Here is a 16,929-nt window from a genome sequence, read left to right as displayed (position 1 = left end):
GTTTGCCGCCGTCATCGCGTGGGGTCGAAGGTCTCTCCTGTGATCGCGTCCACGTACTCGTCCGTCAAGAGGTTGGGCAGCGTCTGTGTGATGTACCAGGCCGGGACCCACCGGCTGCCGTTCTGGGCCGCCAGCAGCACCACCTCGTACGGGTCTTCCATGGTCCCGGCCCTGACCTCGGCCGAGTCCGAGTTCGAATCCGGGCCGAGCACCTTGGTGACAGCGGCATCCCGGGTGATACGCGGCTTCGCCACCTTCACGTCCGGTACGTCGTTCATCGTCAGCTGGGTGACGCGGCCGTTCCGGTCGATCTGGACGTCGAGCCGCATGGGCATGAGGATGCCGTCGGCGCCGGAACGGCGCCAGGAGGTGACCCAGCCGAGTTCGGCCTTCTCACCCACCGGATACGTCGCGGGCCGCGCGCCGTCCTTCAGACCCCAGGCGGCGTGGCGCTCGGCGTACGCGCGGGCGATGCTTCGGGCCTGTTCGGCGTTCCGGGGGCGGGTCGTCACCCCGGGCATCAGGTAGCCGGAGTCCGGCTTTTCGGTGCCCGCGTCCAGGATGACCTGGAACCCCCGGCGGGAAGGCCAGCGGAGCTCCGCCGAGCCGCCGTCGCCGGCGAGCTGGGCCATGATCGTTCCCGTGTCGTCCTCTCCGTAGCCGAAGCTGACATCCGACACGCCGATGTCACCGTCGAATGCCTGACGGACCGCGTCCCGCATCGCGTCCTCCTGCGCGTCACTGGCCCGGCCGATCCCCAGCGTCCGGTCGACGACATCCGGCTCGATGACGAACCCGAAGGCCAGGGCCATCAGGGCGAGGGCGGCCGACGCCGCGTAGGTGCTCCGCGCTTCCCACCGGTGCAGGAAGCTGCCGCGCGGGCGTTCCAGAAGGGTGATCAGCCAGCCGGCGAGGGCGCCGGCGATGCCGCCGAGCGAGTTCATGATCAGGTCGCTCGTGTCGCATCCCCGCCCGAGGAAGGGGAGGACGGCCTGAAGGGTCTCGATGGTGGCCGTCAGCAGCACACCGAACGCCATGACCCCGAGCACTTTGCGGTGGGCGAGTACGCCGAGGAACCCGACGGGGACGAACAAGCCGGCGTTCAGGAGCCCCTGTTCCGTGGTGAACGGCTCGACAAGGTCGCGGTTGATCGTGCAGGTGAGGGAGAGCTCCACCGGTGAACCGGTCGTCCACAGCGTCAGGCTGAGGACGGCGGTGACAGCGGCGGCGAACAGCCCCCTGAACAGGGGTCGTTCAGTCTCCGGCGGAGATTTCCTGAACACCACGAGACCGACGGCGGAGGACAGCAGGGTCGCGAGGACGATGAAGACACCGTGCCCGTCGAAGACGGCGTGCAGCAAAGGACCACTCTCTGTGCGAGGGCTTGGTGGGGAAGCCTGCCCTCATGGGTACGCGGGCAGGTCTTCCGTGGAGATCGTCCACGCGCCGATGGTGACCGGCTCGCCGTAGAAGAAGTTCTTGCGGGTGGCGTAGCGCGGGCCGTCGGGGGTGGGGTGGATGTCGGAGAAGACGGCACCGGACTCGGTACGCGGGTCGAAGACCGCGTAGGTGGGGATGCCGAGGAGCGGGTAGTCGCGCAGCTTGCCGACCCAGTCGTTGTCGGGGTTGGAGCGCGAGACGACCTCGACGGCGGCCACGAGGGTCCGCGGGTCGAACGCGCCGTCCCCTTCCATGTCCGCCCAGGGGATCACCATGATGTCGGGGTGGCGCATGATCCCCTCGGGCACACTTTCGACGTCGGGTTCGCCCGCGTGGGCGAGCAGATCGTCCGGCATGACGCGTTCCAGCCGCCGCCGGATCAGCGCGACGGTCAGTTCGTGGGGACGGCTCGGCGCCATCATGTCGTGGACGATTCCTTCTTTGGTGATCTCGAACCGGCCGGGAACCGTGTCGTCAAGGAGGGCCAGTGCTTCGTGCATGGTCCGGTAGCGCGGAGATGCGGTGGTCATGGCGCTGGCTCCTCGTCTGTGCCCTGGGGGCCGAGTCATCAGCTTCATGCTAGGCGGCCTGACTCTCAGGAGGGCGGCAGTCGCGGCAGTGGCCCGGTTCCGGGGCGCGGAAGGCGCGTTCGCAGCCGTCGCAGGTCTGGAGGGGGAACACGTCCGGGCGGCGGGGGGCCGCCGGGAGCGGGGGTGGCAGGAGGTTCGTGAGGCGGTGGGCGAGTAGGGCCGCCGGGTGGCGGAGGTCGTGCGGGAGGCTCGCCGAGAGGGTGCGGAGGACGGCGTCGGGGTGGGCGCCGCGGTCGAGCCAGGTGGTGAGGCCGGGCGCGAGGCGCTCGATGTCGCGGACGGAGAGCAGGAGCCGGGGGTCGTGGACGCGGAGCCGGACGAGGAGTTCGGCCGCCTGCTGGCAACGGCGGGGGATCGGCTGCTCGACCGGGGCGGCGAGGGCGGCGGGAGCGGCGACGGGCACCGCAGGCGCCTCGGTCGCGGGCACCTCAGGCGTCGGGGCCGGGGCCTCGCACGCGGCCACCGGGGTCGGCTCCTCCTCCGCTACGGGCTCCAGCTCGGGCTCCGGCTCCGGCTTCGCCTCGAACTCCGGCTCCGGCACGGGCTCTGCCCCGAACTCGGGCTCCAGCTCCAGCTCGCGCCGCGCGGCGGCCTCGGCCGCTTCCTCCGCCTCCGCTTCACCCTTCGGGCGGTTGTACGAGATCGCGCGCGAAATGAACGTGCCGTTCGGCAGGCGCTCGCGGAACCGCTCCAGGTAGCCGTACTTCTCCAGCTCGCGCATCGCCCTGGCGACGCGCAGCTCGCTCTCCGGGAACTTCGCGGCGATGGCCTTGATTCCGACCAACGCGCCGGCGGGCAGCGACTGGAGGTGGACCGCGAGGCCGATGGCCATCAGCGAGAGCCCCTCGTGCTGGGCGAGGCGGTTGCAGATGATGGTGAACCGCTGCCGCAGCCGGATATCGCGGTGAGCGAGCCCGATGGCGTGCGCGGGCACGCTAATCTTCCGGTTAGCCACGGGAAGTTGAAGCCTTCCTCGATGGTCAGGCCCCCGGCCGGGATTCGTGGTCCCGCCGGGGGTCGACGCATGTCTGGGGGTTGTCGCGGCGAGCATATGTCGCACAACAGGACCAAAATCCAGTCGAGTTGCCATAAGTCACCCTGTTGGGCGAATGGGAGTCGACGGGAGGCGGGAGGGGTGGGGAACGGTTCTCGCCCAGGTCCTTTAGCTCTTACGTCGAGGGGAGCCGCGTCGCGGAAATCCGCGACGCGGGCTATCACGTCGACGCCTGTCCCTGCGGCGCCAGATCCACCTCCGCCCACACCGTCTTGCGGGGCGTCGGCCCCTGCCGGACCCCCCACTGCCGCGCGAGCGCGTCGACCAGGAGCAGCCCCCGCCCGGACTCCGCCACCCCGCCGGGCAGGCACATGCGCGGGATCCGGTCCCCCCGGGTGTCCGTGACCTCGATCCGCAGGACGTCCGACAGCGCGAACATCTCCACCTGGAAGTCCCGTCCGGACACCTGGCCGTGCGTGGCCGCGTTGTTCGCCAACTCGGCGACGATCTGCGCCACCGGCTCCACCACGGCGTGCAGCCCCCACGTCCGCAACTGCTCGACCGCCAGCAGCCGCGCCAGCCGCGCCCCGCGCGGCGTAGCGGAAAGCTGAATTCCGAATTGGCGTACGGATGCCAAGAGTTGGCTTACTTCATCGTTCATGGCACCCAGAGTGGCGGCGTGTGCCTACGCTGACCATCGAACAGGCCCTCACGTACGGTAATTGTCTCGCGACTGTCCTGTCGTGTCCCGACTGTCTCGCGTGCTGATCGGGGTAGTGCCTGCCGCACAAGGAGGTGCGTCCATGACTGTGGACAGCGTGAACGACTCGGAAGACACGAACACCGAGGAAGAAGAGGGTTGGCGCGTCGAACCCGGGGACGAATCGGGGGCGGCGGTGGCCCTCACCGTCGGCCGTCAGCTCAAGTTCTGGCGGGAGTCCAAGGGGGTGAGGGCGCAGGACCTCGGCACTCAGCTCGGTTACGGAGCGGATCTGGTCCGCAAGATCGAGCGCGGTGAACGCATCCCGCGCCCGGAGTACCTGGACGGCGCCGACGAGGTGCTGGGGGCGTTCGGGGCCATCAAGGTGCTGAAGAAGGACCTGGAGGAGGTCCGCTACCCCAAGAGGGTGCGCGGACTGGCGAAGCTGGAAGCGCGGGCCGTCGAGTTCTGCATGTACAGCAACTACACGATCCACGGTCTGCTCCAGACCGAGGAGTCCTCGCGGGCGCTACTGCGAACGTCCCGCCCGGTCTACGAGCCGGAGGAACTGGAGCGTTTCGTGAGGGCGCGTGTGGCGCGCCGGGCAGTGCTGGAGAAGACCCCGTCCCCCGAGTTCAGTTTCGTCCTGGAAGAGGTGACGCTGCGGCGGCCCTTCGGGGGCAAAATGGTGCTGCGTCGCCAGCTCGAACACTTGCTGGAGGTGAGCGAGTTGCCCCACGTCGGGATCCAGGTGATGCCGACCGAACGCGCCGACCACCCCGGAACGGGCGGGCGGATCGCGCTGCTGAAGTTCGGTGATGGGACCGGTGCCGGGCGTACGGACGGGGACTTCAGCGGCCAGCCGGTCTCCGACCTGCGGCGGCTCCGGATCTTGGAGCTGCGCTATGGCATCATCCGCTCAACGGCCCTGACTCCGGCGGAGTCGCGGGACTACATCGAGCAACTGCTGGGAGAAACATGATCGGCAAGACCGAGCTGGCCTGGTTCAAGAGCAGCTACAGCGACAACAGCAACGGCAACGACTGCGTCGAGGTCGCCACGGTTCCCGGCACCGTGCACGTCCGCGACTCGAAGGATGTCGAGCGTACGAACCTCGCGTTCGGCGCCGATGCCTGGAACGGCTTTGTGGAGTACACCGCAGGCGCCTAAGGGAGGGCATATGCCCGAGCTGGACTGGTTCAAGAGCAGCTACAGCAGCAACGCCAACGGCAACGACTGTGTCGAGGTCGCCTCAACCCCCGGCACGGTCCACGTCCGTGACTCCAAGGACACCGCCCGCCCGCACCTCGCGTTCGGGGCCGGTGCCTGGACGGGGTTCGTCCCCGAGCTGGACTGGTTCAAGAGCAGCTACAGCGACAGCAGCGACGGCAACGACTGCGTCGAGATCGCCTCGTCGCGCGGCGCCGTCCATGTGCGTGACTCCAAGGACACCTCGCGACCGCACCTCGCGTTCGGTCAGGGTGCGTGGAACGGTTTCGTCGAGTTCGCCGCAGGCGCGTAAATCTCGAAATCCCGAACCCGAACCCGAACCCGCCGGCCGGTCGGCGCAGCGACCGGCCCCGAGGCCCCGAAGAGGGCGGCCCGGCCACGACGGCCGGGACCGCCCTCTCGTGCGTTTCCCGGGCGTTCGCTCCTGTTCCGCGCCCTGGCGCCGCCCGGCCTGCGATGGCCGGAGCCGGCCGGATCGTCCGAGCGCACGGGCAAGGGCAAGGGCTACTTCAAGCCAAGATCCCTCGCTGCCCCCGGCGGCCTGGCGCCGGGGCGCCGCCCACCCGCTTCGCCCGTCGGCGGACACTTCTGGGTCTTTGTCGCTCTTTTCCGGACGAATTTGATCACCGTCCGTAGCTAAACACGGAAAACGGCCCCTCTTTCGAGGGGTGACGGCGGGGTGTCAGAATTTGGTCAGGATTGTTTTTAGGCAACCTTGACCCGCTCATTACGTCATACAGTCATCGAGGCGCCGGGGAGCTCCTCCGGCGCTGAGTCTTGTCGGGCTCTCGACGGGGCTCTCGATGTTTAGGGGAGGGTTTTCTCCATGCGTAAGCGAGCTGCCGCCATAGGCGCCGTCTTTGCCAGTGCGGCCCTGATGTTCTCGGCCACTCCCGCGTCGGCGGGCGAAGCCGGTGCGCAGGCGCTTTCCTGCAAGACCAGCGCGGGCAACACGGGCGGCTGGGCCGAGTGCACCGGTTCCGGCCAGTGGCGTGCCAAGGCCGTATGCAACTGGGAATCGGACAAGTACTCGGCGCGAGTCGACCAGAAGAGCGGCACCGTCCGGGTCTACGTGCCGGACTGCACGATCAGCATTGAGCGGGTCGTTGTCGAGCTTCTCTGACGGCACCTGAAACAAAAATGCGCTGGGGCGTAGTGAAAGTACGCCCCAGCGCTGTCTCATAGGATCTCACATGTCCCTGCTTGAAGTGAACGCCCTGCATCAGGGGTACCGGCGCAAGCCCGTCATCCGCGGCATCGATCTTGAACTCGGCGCGGGAGCCTTCGGTCTCCTCGGCCCCAACGGCGCCGGGAAGAGCACCCTTCTGAGAACCCTGGCCACGATCGACCGGCCCGGCTCGGGGACGCTCCGCCTGCTCGGCGGGGACGTGTCGACCGCGAAGGAACTCCGCGCGACCCGACGGGAAATCGGATTCCTGCCGCAGAGCTTCTCCTATCCCGCGGACTTCACCGTGCTCGATTTCGTGATGCACTGCGCATGGTTGCGTGAGATCCCGAGGAAACAGATCCCGGCGGCGGCCGCCGAGGCAATCGAACGAGTCGAACTCGGCGATCGGTCCCGCACCACACTGCGAAAGCTCTCCGGCGGAATGCTGCGCCGCGCGGGAATCGCCCAGGCGATTGTCGGGCGCCCCCGTATCATCATTCTGGACGAGCCGACCACCGGTCTCGATCCACACCAGCGGGTGAGATTCCGTGAACTGATCCGGGATCTGGCACAGCAGAGCTGTGTCCTGCTGAGCACGCATCTCGTCGAAGACGTCGCCCACACCTGCTCGCACATCGGTGTCCTTTGCGAAGGCACCCTCGGATTCACCGGTACTCCGTCGGAACTGGAATCCCTGGCCACACCCGAATCGCCCGGAGACACCCCCCTGGAACGCGGTTACGCCGAGGCCCTGAACCGAGCGTCGTCCCAGCCGGCGGGTGCCGCATGAGCGGATTTCTGATCGAATTCCGCCGGACCCCCGTCCGCTGGCTGGCGCTGCCCCTTCTCCTCGCCTCCGCCGCCATGGTCTTCCTCGTGGGCGGTCCCTGGCAGGGATCCTGGCCCGAGACCTCCGCGGCCGCGACCAGGGCGGCTCTCCCTCTGACGGTCGCCGCCGTCGGGATCGCCGCCCACCGCTCCTCCCAACTGCGCCGCAGCGGAACGGACACCCTTCTCGCCGCCCGCCGCCCGTTCCAGGTGGAGCTGGCCAGACTGGCCGCGGACGCCGTATGGCTCTGCGGCGTCTACCTCCTGTGCACCGGCGCGGCCTGGATCGCCACCGCCACCGCCGGAGCGCCGGGCGGGCCGTGGCCCGAATACGTCCTCTTCGGGATCTCCGGGATCGTCTTCGCCCTGGCGCTCGGCCACTTCACGGGCCGTCTCCTGCCCACCCGCTTCACGGGAGCGATCGCGGCCGTCGGAGGGTTCCTGCTCTTCACCCTCGTCTTCGGCTCGCAGTCCTCCCCGCTCGCCACCCTCGTCTTCTACCACTCCATCGACGTCCGGCTCTCCGCCACGCACCTGGCGTGGCGCCTGGTCGCCACCGTGCTCGCCGTCGCCGCCATGGGCACGGTCGGCGGGCTGATCGACCGGGACACCCGGCGGAAGGGGGCGACCGCCGCCGGCGGGTTCTTCTCCGTCGCCACCCTGATCTGCGTCCTCGCCATGCCGGGCAACGGCACCGAGCTGCTGGAACGGCGTCCCGCCGAGCCGGCCGCCTGCGCCCCGGGCGGCGGAAGCACCGTCTGCGTCTGGCCCGAACACGCGGGACGGCTCGACGAGGCCGTCGACACGGCCCGGAAGATCGGCGCGGCGGCCGACGGCGTCCTGCCGCCCCCGGACCGCTACCGCGAGACCGGTCTCGCCCGGGACGGAGCCGGCGGCTTCACCCTCGACCACGGCCGGAAAGACCTCCTGCACACCATGCTCCTGGAACTGACCGACCCCCACAAAACCTGGTGCGAGAGCGGGAGCGAGAGCGGGAGCGAGAGCGAGGACGCGAACCGGCGCCGGATGTACGCGGGACTCCAGGTGGAAGCGTGGCTGGAGGCGCGGGCCACCGGCTCCGGCAAGCTGCCCGACTACACGTACGCGGGGGACACCGGATGGCAGACGGACGTACGCCGCGTACTGGCCCTTCCCGACTCCGGTCCCGACTCCGGCCAAGTGGCCGCGGCCAAGGGCTGGGTACGCGAGATGCGAGCGCCGTGCTGACCGACGACGACCTCGGCGACCGCGATGACCGCGGCGACCGCGGCGACCGCGGCGACCGCGGCGACCGCGGCGACCGCGGCGACCGCGACAACCGCGGCGACCGCAGCGACCGCAGCGATCACAGCAATGGCGGCGGCTACAGCGACCTCGGTGACCAGGGCTTCTCGCCGCTGCGCAGCCACTTCCGAGCGCACCACGGCACGCGGTCGCTCGTCTTCCTGGGCGCCTGCGTCGTCGCGCTGACCGGCTGGGGAGGGCAGGCGGTTCTCTTCCCCAGTCTGAACGGTGAGGACCCGATCCCGGCCTCCGGCGCGGCGTTCATGCCCCTGCTCCTGAGCATCGGCATCGTCATCTCGACCATCGACTCGATGGCCGACTTCTCCACCGCCGCGGCCCGGCCCCGCCGAGTTGTGCTCGCCCGGCATCTGGCCGGGGCCTTCGCACTCGCCGCCGCGGCCTCCTGCCTCGCCCTGCTCGTCTCGGGCGACCCGGAGACGATCCCCCTGGCGCTCAGAAATCTGCTGGGCTTCACCGGCATGGCGGGCGTCTCGGCGGCCCTGCTCGGCTTCCGGCTGGCCTGGATCCTCCCCCTCGCCCAGACCGTCCCCACCTTCCTCCTGGGAACGCCGGGTGCGCGGGGCACCGACGCGCAGTGGTGGGAATGGGCCCGGGCGAACGCGGGCAACGGGACGTCGTGGGTGGTGGCGGTGGCGCTGCTGGGGGCGGGTACGGCTCTGGTGATGCTGCGGGCCGACCGCAGAACGTAAGTCCGCGAAGAGGGCGGTCCCGGCCGGGGATGGCCGGGACCGCCCTCTCGGCGTGTCCGGCCCCGCCGCGCGGGGGCGACCCGCGCGACGGGACCGGACGTCAGGCGGGAACCCTGCCGCTCACCCGCCGGGCAGGAATTCGGCCGAGGCGTTGGACTCGGTGTAAGACCACGCTCCGGGGGAGGAGATCGTGCCCGTGGCCGTCGCGTCGAGGGGGAAGTCGCTGGAGAAGCCGCCGCCGCCGACAACGACGTTGCTGAAGGTGACGGACCACGCCTGGAGGGTGTTGTCGCAGGTGGTGATGGGGACCGAACCGTACCCGGCGGCCGGCTGGTTCTGGGTGGAGACCTGCTGCGCGTTGACGAACACGGTGCCGGGGGTGGGCACGTCGGGGGAGCAGATGTAGTAGCCGCTCAGGCTGACGTAGCCGACGCCGTTGTAGGTCGCGCTGGGGTCGATGTGCACGTACAGGGCGTCGCTGACGGTGCGGGCGGTGCTGGTGACGGTGGCGACGCCGTCGCTCAGGATGGCGGTCACGGTGATCTCTTTGAGGGTGGTGAAGCCGAGCGCGACGGCGCTCACCCGCTGGGTCGCGTTGATGCGGCTGGGACCGCAGGGGACGGAGACCTCGTTACTGGCCTCGGTGAGACCCTGCCTGAACTCCAGGCGCAGTTGGGCGCGCCCGTCGGGCTCGTTCGACTTGGTGCACGCGTAGGTGGCGACGGCGGAGATGCTGCCGATGGCCGGGGTCACGCTGTTGGGGTTGACGCTGACGTCCATGTCGGCGGTGGCCGTGGCCGTGGCCGTGGTGGCGGCGACGGTGGCGGCGGGGATGGTGATGGCGGGGGCGGCGGCGGGGGCGGCGGTCGCCGCGCGGGCGGGTTCCGCGTGGTCCACCGCGTACGTCCACCATCCGGAGACGAGCAGGACGACGGCGGTCAGGGCGGCGAGGATGCGCTTCTGGCCGCCCGCCCGTCGGGGCGGCAGGGCGGCGGGGCCGGGGGCGGGGGTACGGCGGAGAACACCTCTCATCGACGTTCACCTTCCAGGAGAGAGGCAGTGCCCCACCACGACACACCCACCCAAATCGAACGCGCAAGAGGCATATACCGGCGGGACAGCGGACTCCCGCAAGCCGTCGCAGAGCCCCGAGACTCCCGCGCTCCCTGCGCGCTCCCGCGCCTCAAGTGACCCGAAAGCCTCCCCTGTCCGGGTCCCGCCTGGACGCCGGTCCGGTCAGTCCGCCCAGGGAAAGGCGCCGATCGGCCAGCCGCCGAGCCAGAAGGCACCGGCCGACGGTTCCCCCTCTTGCGCTGCGCACTCCCAGGGGTGAGGCTCGTGGACATCAGCGACCGACTCGCTGGGAGAGTGCCCAATGGCGCTGCATTTCCTGGGGATTTGGCCCAACACTCCCGATGACGGCCCGCCCACGATCTGGCTGGACGATACGACCGGAGACCTGATCATCCAGTCGTGGAAGGCGGATCAGGAGACGATCCGGCAGGCCCAGGAGGTCGGCTCGGTGCCGGGCCACTCGACGGACGTTCCGGAGCACGAGACCATGATCCGGCTTCCCGCGAACATGCTCCAGTTCATCCCCCGTCCGGACAGTGAGGACCACGGTGGCAACAGCGGTACGTGAATGTCTCGCCAAGGCGCAGCGCTCGGCGATGCACCTGGAGATGCGGGACAGCTACATGCGGGATGACCCGGAGTTCATCCGCCGGCAGGAAGGGCACCGGTACGACCCGGCCGACCGCGCGTCGTGGTGGCGGTCGTGGCTGGACGTGGTGGTCGAGACGACCGGCCGAGGGGTCCACATGCGGCGGCTGCGCGTCGTCTCCGAACCGTTGAGCGACTACGTGCGGTACGAGTACGACGGCACCTTCACGAACGTCGCAGCGGGCGAGGAAGTGCGTTGGCTGCCCCGGTCGCGGGCGCGTGACCTGCTCCTCCCCGCGCTGGACGGGTGGGTCATGGACGAGGACACCGTGATCCTCCACCACTTCAGTGGTGAGGGTCAGTGGACCGGTCCGCGGATGGAGGTCGTGCATGAGCCGGCCTTGGCCGCGCAGTACGCGAGCGCGTATGAAGCGGCGTGGGAACGGGCGATTCCGCACGCGGAGTACCGGCCCGCCTGATCACGCACCCCATGGCTGTCTCCGCCTCTTCCAGCGCCCAGCGGGCCCGGCAGGCTCTCGCGGAACGTCTCGCGGAACTCTGCCGGGACGCCGGCCTGTCCGGGCTCGACCTGGCCGAGCGCTGCGGGTGGAGCCGGTCGAAGTCGTCCCGGATCATGAACGCCAGGACGCCGCCGTCCGCCGAGGACATTCGAGCGTGGTGCCGAGCGTGCGGGGCCGAGGGCCAGGCCGAGGATCTGATCGCCTCGCTGCGGACCGCCGAAGGCATGTGGGTCGACTGGCGGCGCATGGAGCGGGCCGGGCTCAAACAGGCGCAGGAGGCACGGCTGCCGCTGTACCAGCGGACCCGCCGTTTCCGGTCCTACTCGTCGTGGCTCGTGCCCGGTCTGATCCAGACCCGGCCCTACACCGCGGCGGCACTCCAGTCGATCCAGCGGCGGCGCGGCCTGGTGGACGACGTGGCCGAGGCGGTAGCCGCACGCATGGAACGTCAGCGGGTGCTGTACGAAGGCGACCGCCGGTTCGCCTTCCTTGTCGAAGAGTCCGTGTTGCGGGCCGGAATCGGCGGCGCCGAGGTCATGTCCGGTCAGCTCGGGCATCTGATCTCCATCGCCTCACTTCCCCACGTCAGCTTGGGAGTCGTGCCGATGAAGCCGGATCGGGAGCGCTGGCCGACCGAGGGGTTCTGGATCTACGACACGGCCCAGGTCAACGTCGAGTTGGTCTCCGGGTACCTCACCCTGACGCAACCCACCGAGGTCGGCATGTACGCCGGGACGTTCGCCGAACTGGCGGCGCAGGCCCTCTACGGGGCCGCCGCTCGCACGCTGATCACATCGGCGCTGGACGCCCTCGCCTAGTTCGCGTGCAATCCGGTGCAACCGACTGCGTGTTGACGCCCTGATGTCCCTAGCCTGGTCGTCGTCGGACCACGCGAGGGGGAGGGAGGCGATGGCGAGACCGAGGAGCGAGACCGGCTCCTCCCCCCCCCGGCCCTGCCGCACGCAGCTCGAATTCGAGTATCCCCGCCCTTGATTCGGAATCCCCGGCAGGGGCGGGCCCTGGAGCCCGGGGCGTAACCAGTACCCCACGGCGCGGGTTGAGTCGTCGTCGCAAGCGCCGGACGCGCTTGCCCTGTTGAAAGGGTGCGTATGAAGCGAATTGTCGCCCGCGTGTGGAAACTCATTCGCGGTCCCCTGCAATGGCGCGTGCTGTGGTTCGCGCACGCCAAGTTCATGGTCGGTGTGACAGGTGTGGTGCGCAATGAGGCGGGGGACGTGCTCCTGCTCAAGCACCGTATGTGGCCTGCCGATCGGCCGTGGGGCCTTCCCACCGGCTATGCGATCAAGGGTGAGGAATTCCCGAAGACCATCGTTCGAGAGGTCCGGGAGGAAACCGGCCTTGACGTTGAACCGGGGCGCCTGGTTCAGGTGACCAGCGGCTACAAACTCCGCGTGGAGATCGCCTACGAGGCGTTCCACGTGGGGGGAACTCTCAAGCTCGACGGCTTCGAGATTCTGGAGGCGAAGTGGTTCAGCCCGGATGCACTCCCGGAGGGGATCCAGGAGTCTCACATTCAGCTCATCAAGGCGGGCGCGCCGCGTTAGCGGCGCTGGCCCCGAACGAGACGGTGACCGGCGCCCGGGCCCTGGCGGCGCTGGAAGCCATGCGTGCCGACGCCTCTCCGATCACCGACAGGCACCCGGACCACGTGTTCTTCCGCCTGGGTGAACTCCTCCGCATCTGGGAGGAGTTGGGTGTCGAAACCGCTCCCTTCCGTGCCGGCGTCGAGCTGGCCGGCCGTCGGTACGCGGGGTACGGGCTGACGCGCATGCTGCCGCTCGACCGCGTGTTGGTCGGCTGTGACTCCTCGCGTGCGGGCGCCTTCGGCGGCTTCCATCATCCGGATCAGGGCTACCGGCACTTTCAGATGGTGGCTGTCATCACGATGTACGGGCCCATGGGGAGTCGTGTCCCCGAGACTCCGTCGCTGGCCCTTCTCGACCTGCTGCGCGCCTACGCGCACGACTGCCTTCACTACGGATCGCGTCGGCGCTAGGTGGACGTGGCGGGCCTGCCCGTTCGCACGCAGTACGGGATCAACTTCCGCCGCCCCAATGGGCGGTCGTACTCGCCGGCCGACAAGCGGGGAAGTCGGCACACGCGAAATCTCGGGATCGTCATGGAGGGCGCGTGTGACAGGGAGGCGCGATTCATCGCCAGGCAGACAGCGGAGCGCTTCGGTGTGACGGAACCCCCGGACGTTCTCGGCGGGCTGGCATTCCGGGACGTGACGGGCACGCTGTCGGACGGTGACGCGCGCGAAGCGGGTGATCCGGAGGGCGAGGAGCAGGCGAGCTACGCGGCGGCCCTCAGAGGCTACGAGCGGGGCGTGAACCGCCGATACGAGCACTTCCTGGAGGAGTTCGCCCCTGGGGAGGAGAGCGAGTGTCACACCCTGTTCCTCGGAGCCATGATCAGCGGTGACGTGAGCACGCTCGGGTCGTGGCTGGATGAGCGGCACGGCCCCGGGACGTTCACGGGTCTGTTCCGCACCCCGGGGTATTTCGATCCCGGCTTGACCGCGTAAGCGGCGATCACCTGAACCGCCCCCCGCCTGTTCCCTGGTCATTCCGGGGGCGGGCGGGGCCTCGCGTTTCCATTTCCGCTGGTCAGACGTCCGTCTCTGTCCGGCCTCAAGGCGCGGTGGTCCGGCGCCCCCGGCGTGGCACCCCGAACGCGGTGGTCGGACCTCGCGTCCGGGCAGGGTGCCGGAACGTGCTCGTCGCGTTCGCCGCAGGCGCGTATCTCCGTCTCCAGCGCCGTGTCCGAATGTCGCCAGCGTCGGGGGTGCGGCCTCGCGACGCTGGACGCATGAGCACCCAGACCCAGAGCGAGAGCCAGACGAAGACCCAGATCCAGAGTCAGACGAAGGCCCAGTCGAAGACCCAGGGCGCCGCCTACGCCGCCCGGCCCGTCCCGCCCGCCGTCCTCGACGAGCTGCGGAAGGTCGACGACGCCGGGCGCCCCTGCGTCCCGTACACCGAGACCGCGAACGAGGCCGGGAATCCGCTGCGCTGCTGCCTGCGCCGGACCGAGGCGGGGGAGCGGATCGCGCTCGTCTCGTACGCCCCGTTGCGGCGGTGGGCCGAGGCGGCCGGGGTCGACCCCGGCGCGTACGACGAGCAGGGGCCCGTCTTCATCCACACCGAGCCCTGCGACGGGCCGGGCGACGGCCCCGACGCGTACCCCTTCGGCCGGCCGGGCGTCCTGCGGACGGTGCGCCGCTACGACGCGCGCGGGCGGATCGCCGGCGGGCGGCTCCTTGAGGTCCCCGAGGACGTGGCGGGCGGCTTCGACCAGGCGTTCGCGGAGGCGTTCGCGGACCCGGAGGTCGCGTTCGTGCACGTACGGGCCGTGGAGTACGGCTGCTTCCTCTTCGAGGTCCGGCGCCCGGTCTGAAGGGTTCGACCGGGGCGTGGGGGAGCGGGGCCCGGGGGAGAGAAGCGGCGAGGGCCGGGGGCGCGGGTGCGCTCCCGGCCCTCGCCGGTACGGCCTTGCGGGGTGATCAGCTCAGGTTGAGCGTGACCGTGTGGTTGCCGGTCTCGACCAGCCAGCTGTCGTTCTCGGTCTCGCTGCCGGTCGCGTCGTAGTAGCCGCCGGACTTGTAGGTGTCGGTGAACTGCACCTTGTACGCCCCGGCCGGGAGCTGCTGGGCGGGGCCGTGGTTCTCCAGGTGGCCGGTGGAGTTGATGGCGAGCTTCTGGCCCGAGGAGTAGACCTCGGTGCCGGCCGCGTCGAAGATCTGCATGTTCTTCGTCTGGAGCGAGGGCGAGCGGTCCTCGTAACCCCAGCGCTTGCCGTTGTCGGTGTACCAGAAGCCGAGCCACCAGTAGAAGACGTCGGCGCTGACGTAGGGCTCCACCGTGCGGGTGCCGTCCTCGCCGGTCGTGACGCGGACGCAGAAGCGAGCGTTGATCTTCGAGTAGCCGTCCTTGCTCTTGTACTCGGTGGTCGAGTTGTTGGCCTTGTCGCATACGTCGTAGGGGGCGGGCGCCGCCGGAAGGGCGGCGGTCTCCGCCGCCTGGGCGAGGGGAGCGGCCGACACCACGGCGAGGGTGACGAGGGCAGCGAGGGAGCTGGTGCGCGTAAGCACGATGCTTTTCCTTTCATATGAAGAATGATGCTGACGTTCGTAAACGACCCTCGTGGGGCGGGAGTTACGCCTGTTTCGAGCCGAAGGCGTTCGAAGGCGTGGCGGAAACATGTCCCTCGCACGCATATGCCGTTCCGATCGTCATCCTGCGAGCCCACTGACCACGGCCGGGTGAATCGGGCGGCGAGCCCGGGCGGGGCGCGTTCGGGGTGCGGTATCTCTTCGGGTGATCAAGCGGGGGCGCAGGATCGTCATACGCGTGTGTCGGCTGTCTGCCGCCGCGCGGTGCCTGTGGACCCGCGTACCTTCCTTTCGCAGTCGAGGAGCAATCCATGAAGACTCGCCTTTCCGGCCGTTCGGTACGCGTGGCCACCAGCGTCCTGGCCGTCGTCGGTCTCGCCCTGGGCGCGAGCACCGTCACCGCCCAGGCACAGACCGACGGGCAGACCGAGGGGCAGGCCGCGGGGCAGGCCGGGGGACGGACCCAGGCGGCGCAGACCCAGGCGGCGCAGGGGTCCGTCAGCATCAAGACGTTCGCGGACAAGTGCCTCGACGTCGAGAACGGCAGCACGGGGAACGACGTCCGCATCGTCCAGTACACCTGCGGCAGCCAGGTCAACCAGAAGTTCAGCGTCGAGCAGCTCAGCGGCGGCGAGGTGCGCATCCGCACCTTCGCCAACAAGTGCCTCGACGTCCGGAACGGCAGCTCCGCCGACAACGTCCAGATCATCCAGTACACCTGCGTCAACTCGTACAACCAGCGCTTCCGCCTCACGTCCCTGAGCAACGGCTCGTACGAGATCGACACCTTCGCGGACAAGTGCCTGGACGTGCGCGACGGCAGCACGGCGAACAACGCGCCGATCATCCAGTACAGCTGCACGGGCGGCTTCAACCAGCGTTTCCTCATCGGCTGATCCGGCGGGCTCCACGAATTCCGCGGGTTCCGACGTATGTGCCGATTCAGTTGTGGTTCCGGCCGTCGCGCGCTGTGGCGGCCGGACCGGCGAGAAGGACGACGCTGCGGGCGGCGCACACGCCGGCCCGAGCGCTGCCGGTACCGGGCCTATCGGTGGTGGTGAGGCGCGGGTGAGGGGGAGGGCGAGGGTGGGGGAGGGTGGCGGCGGGCGCGGACACGTACGCGGGTGGCGGTGGCCGGCGGGGAGCGCTCGACTCCCTTGACCTCAAGCGTGGTTGAGGCTCAAGGATCGCCCGTATGGACACCGACACCACGGCGCACACCGCCGACCTCGCCGCCATCGAGCGGCTCGTCGCCGCCGTCGAGCACTCCCAGCAGCGCAAGGACCCCGACGCCTTCCTCGCCCTCTTCCACCCCGACGCGATCTGGACGACCGCCCACGGCAAGGTCCTCCTCGGTCTCGACGCGATCGCCGAGTTCACCCGCGCGGTGCTCCCGGCGGCCGACTGGGACGGCCAGGTCACCTACGAGGTGGGCCATGTGCTCTTCATCCGCCCCGACGTCGCGGCGGTCAAGGTGCGGCAGCGCTATCTCTCCCCGGGCGAGGAGAGCGAAGGCGCTCCGCTGTATGTGATGAGCAAGCAGGACGACGGCCGCTGGCTGCTCACCGCGTGCCAGAACACGGCGGTCGTCAACAGCTCGTCCTGAAAGCCCACTTCGAATGCATGGGCTGTATGCCGTGTGCCGGACAGGAGGAGGGGCGGAATCG

General features: G+C 69.5%; 22 protein-coding genes and 1 pseudogene. 17 read left to right on the top strand and 6 right to left on the bottom strand.

All coding sequences use genetic code 11. The features are described 5' to 3' along the window. Positions 1-11: 11 nt before the first annotated feature. The 4 genes from ABZ990_RS24650 to ABZ990_RS24635 all read right to left on the bottom strand — a co-directional run bounded on the left by ABZ990_RS24650 (position 12) and on the right by ABZ990_RS24635 (position 3,685). Complete coding sequence (locus ABZ990_RS24650; RefSeq protein ID WP_361235477.1) at positions 12-1,361, bottom strand: VanZ family protein; 1,350 nt, start codon at positions 1,359-1,361, stop codon at positions 12-14. 42 nt (positions 1,362-1,403) lie between these two features. Then, entirely contained in the window at positions 1,404-1,970 is a 567-nt protein-coding gene (locus ABZ990_RS24645; protein ID WP_361235474.1) for a Uma2 family endonuclease, read from the bottom strand. Between the two features lie 49 nt (positions 1,971-2,019). After that, positions 2,020-2,985 (bottom strand): helix-turn-helix domain-containing protein, encoded by a 966-nt coding sequence (locus ABZ990_RS24640; RefSeq protein ID WP_361235471.1) that lies wholly within the window; start codon positions 2,983-2,985, stop codon positions 2,020-2,022. Between the two features lie 259 nt (positions 2,986-3,244). Beyond that, complete coding sequence (locus tag ABZ990_RS24635; RefSeq protein WP_361235468.1) at positions 3,245-3,685, bottom strand: ATP-binding protein; 441 nt, start codon at positions 3,683-3,685, stop codon at positions 3,245-3,247. 142 nt (positions 3,686-3,827) lie between these two features. Here ABZ990_RS24635 and ABZ990_RS24630 point away from each other — a divergent pair, with 142 nt between their 5' ends. The 8 genes and pseudogenes from ABZ990_RS24630 (at position 3,828) to ABZ990_RS24595 (ending at position 8,944) form a co-directional block, all read left to right on the top strand. Next, a complete protein-coding gene (locus ABZ990_RS24630; protein WP_361235465.1) occupies positions 3,828-4,706 on the top strand; it encodes a helix-turn-helix transcriptional regulator in 879 nt (292 codons plus the stop codon). Next, a complete protein-coding gene (locus ABZ990_RS24625) occupies positions 4,703-4,894 on the top strand; it encodes a DUF397 domain-containing protein (RefSeq protein WP_361235462.1) in 192 nt (63 codons plus the stop codon). The genes ABZ990_RS24630 and ABZ990_RS24625 overlap by 4 nt, the downstream gene beginning before the upstream one ends. A gap of 10 nt (positions 4,895-4,904) precedes the next feature. Continuing rightward, a pseudogene (locus ABZ990_RS24620) lies at positions 4,905-5,066 on the top strand (DUF397 domain-containing protein); the annotation flags it as partial. A 6-nt stretch (positions 5,067-5,072) separates the two neighbouring features. Further along, positions 5,073-5,246: a DUF397 domain-containing protein gene (locus tag ABZ990_RS24615; protein ID WP_361235517.1), complete on the top strand. Its 174-nt coding sequence runs from the start codon at positions 5,073-5,075 to the stop codon at positions 5,244-5,246. A gap of 534 nt (positions 5,247-5,780) precedes the next feature. Next, positions 5,781-6,077 carry a hypothetical protein gene (locus ABZ990_RS24610; RefSeq protein ID WP_361235459.1) on the top strand — a complete coding sequence of 99 codons (297 nt, stop codon included), beginning with the start codon at positions 5,781-5,783 and terminating at the stop codon, positions 6,075-6,077. A 70-nt stretch (positions 6,078-6,147) separates the two neighbouring features. Further along, a complete protein-coding gene (locus ABZ990_RS24605; RefSeq protein ID WP_361235456.1) occupies positions 6,148-6,912 on the top strand; it encodes an ATP-binding cassette domain-containing protein in 765 nt (254 codons plus the stop codon). Beyond that, on the top strand, positions 6,909-8,177 hold the full coding sequence (locus tag ABZ990_RS24600) for a hypothetical protein (protein WP_361235453.1): 1,269 nt from the start codon (positions 6,909-6,911) through the stop codon (positions 8,175-8,177). The genes ABZ990_RS24605 and ABZ990_RS24600 overlap by 4 nt, the downstream gene beginning before the upstream one ends. Further along, entirely contained in the window at positions 8,171-8,944 is a 774-nt protein-coding gene (locus tag ABZ990_RS24595) for a hypothetical protein (protein ID WP_361235450.1), read from the top strand. The genes ABZ990_RS24600 and ABZ990_RS24595 overlap by 7 nt, the downstream gene beginning before the upstream one ends. A 120-nt stretch (positions 8,945-9,064) precedes the next feature. Here the strand turns inward: ABZ990_RS24595 and ABZ990_RS24590 are convergent, their stop codons facing one another. Then, a complete protein-coding gene (locus ABZ990_RS24590) occupies positions 9,065-9,976 on the bottom strand; it encodes a hypothetical protein (protein ID WP_361235447.1) in 912 nt (303 codons plus the stop codon). A 343-nt stretch (positions 9,977-10,319) separates the two neighbouring features. Between ABZ990_RS24590 and ABZ990_RS24585 the strand changes: the two genes are divergently transcribed. From ABZ990_RS24585 to ABZ990_RS24555, 7 genes are all read left to right on the top strand, one after another. Beyond that, positions 10,320-10,586, top strand: a complete 267-nt coding sequence (locus tag ABZ990_RS24585) for a hypothetical protein (RefSeq protein ID WP_361235444.1) — start codon at positions 10,320-10,322, stop codon at positions 10,584-10,586. Continuing rightward, the gene (locus ABZ990_RS24580; RefSeq protein WP_361235441.1) at positions 10,567-11,085 is read left to right on the top strand and encodes a DUF6879 family protein; all 519 of its coding nucleotides are present in this window, start codon (positions 10,567-10,569) and stop codon (positions 11,083-11,085) included. The genes ABZ990_RS24585 and ABZ990_RS24580 overlap by 20 nt, the downstream gene beginning before the upstream one ends. Positions 11,086-11,096: 11 nt before the next feature. Continuing rightward, positions 11,097-11,945: a helix-turn-helix transcriptional regulator gene (locus tag ABZ990_RS24575; RefSeq protein WP_361235438.1), complete on the top strand. Its 849-nt coding sequence runs from the start codon at positions 11,097-11,099 to the stop codon at positions 11,943-11,945. A 291-nt stretch (positions 11,946-12,236) separates the two neighbouring features. Beyond that, complete coding sequence (locus tag ABZ990_RS24570) at positions 12,237-12,692, top strand: NUDIX domain-containing protein (RefSeq protein WP_361235435.1); 456 nt, start codon at positions 12,237-12,239, stop codon at positions 12,690-12,692. A gap of 23 nt (positions 12,693-12,715) precedes the next feature. After that, positions 12,716-13,144, top strand: a complete 429-nt coding sequence (locus ABZ990_RS24565) for a hypothetical protein (RefSeq protein ID WP_361235432.1) — start codon at positions 12,716-12,718, stop codon at positions 13,142-13,144. Next, positions 13,145-13,675, top strand: coding sequence for a hypothetical protein (locus tag ABZ990_RS24560; protein WP_361235430.1), 531 nt, complete (start codon positions 13,145-13,147; stop codon positions 13,673-13,675). Positions 13,676-13,959: 284 nt separating this feature from the next. Beyond that, on the top strand, positions 13,960-14,547 hold the full coding sequence (locus ABZ990_RS24555; protein WP_361235427.1) for a DUF1203 domain-containing protein: 588 nt from the start codon (positions 13,960-13,962) through the stop codon (positions 14,545-14,547). Between the two features lie 106 nt (positions 14,548-14,653). Here ABZ990_RS24555 and ABZ990_RS24550 read toward each other — a convergent pair whose 3' ends face one another. Continuing rightward, the gene (locus ABZ990_RS24550) at positions 14,654-15,241 is read right to left on the bottom strand and encodes a hypothetical protein (protein ID WP_361235425.1); all 588 of its coding nucleotides are present in this window, start codon (positions 15,239-15,241) and stop codon (positions 14,654-14,656) included. Between the two features lie 332 nt (positions 15,242-15,573). Here ABZ990_RS24550 and ABZ990_RS24545 point away from each other — a divergent pair, with 332 nt between their 5' ends. Next, positions 15,574-16,158: an RICIN domain-containing protein gene (locus ABZ990_RS24545; RefSeq protein WP_361235422.1), complete on the top strand. Its 585-nt coding sequence runs from the start codon at positions 15,574-15,576 to the stop codon at positions 16,156-16,158. A 299-nt stretch (positions 16,159-16,457) separates the two neighbouring features. Continuing rightward, on the top strand, positions 16,458-16,868 hold the full coding sequence (locus ABZ990_RS24540) for an SgcJ/EcaC family oxidoreductase (RefSeq protein ID WP_361235419.1): 411 nt from the start codon (positions 16,458-16,460) through the stop codon (positions 16,866-16,868). Positions 16,869-16,929: the final 61 nt, after the last annotated feature.

Source organism: Streptomyces sp. NPDC046203, from assembly GCF_040646255.1.
Lineage (GTDB): Bacteria > Actinomycetota > Actinomycetes > Streptomycetales > Streptomycetaceae > Streptomyces.
The sequence above is the reverse complement of the archived record's forward strand: the minus strand, read 5'-3'. Positions and strand labels throughout refer to the sequence as shown.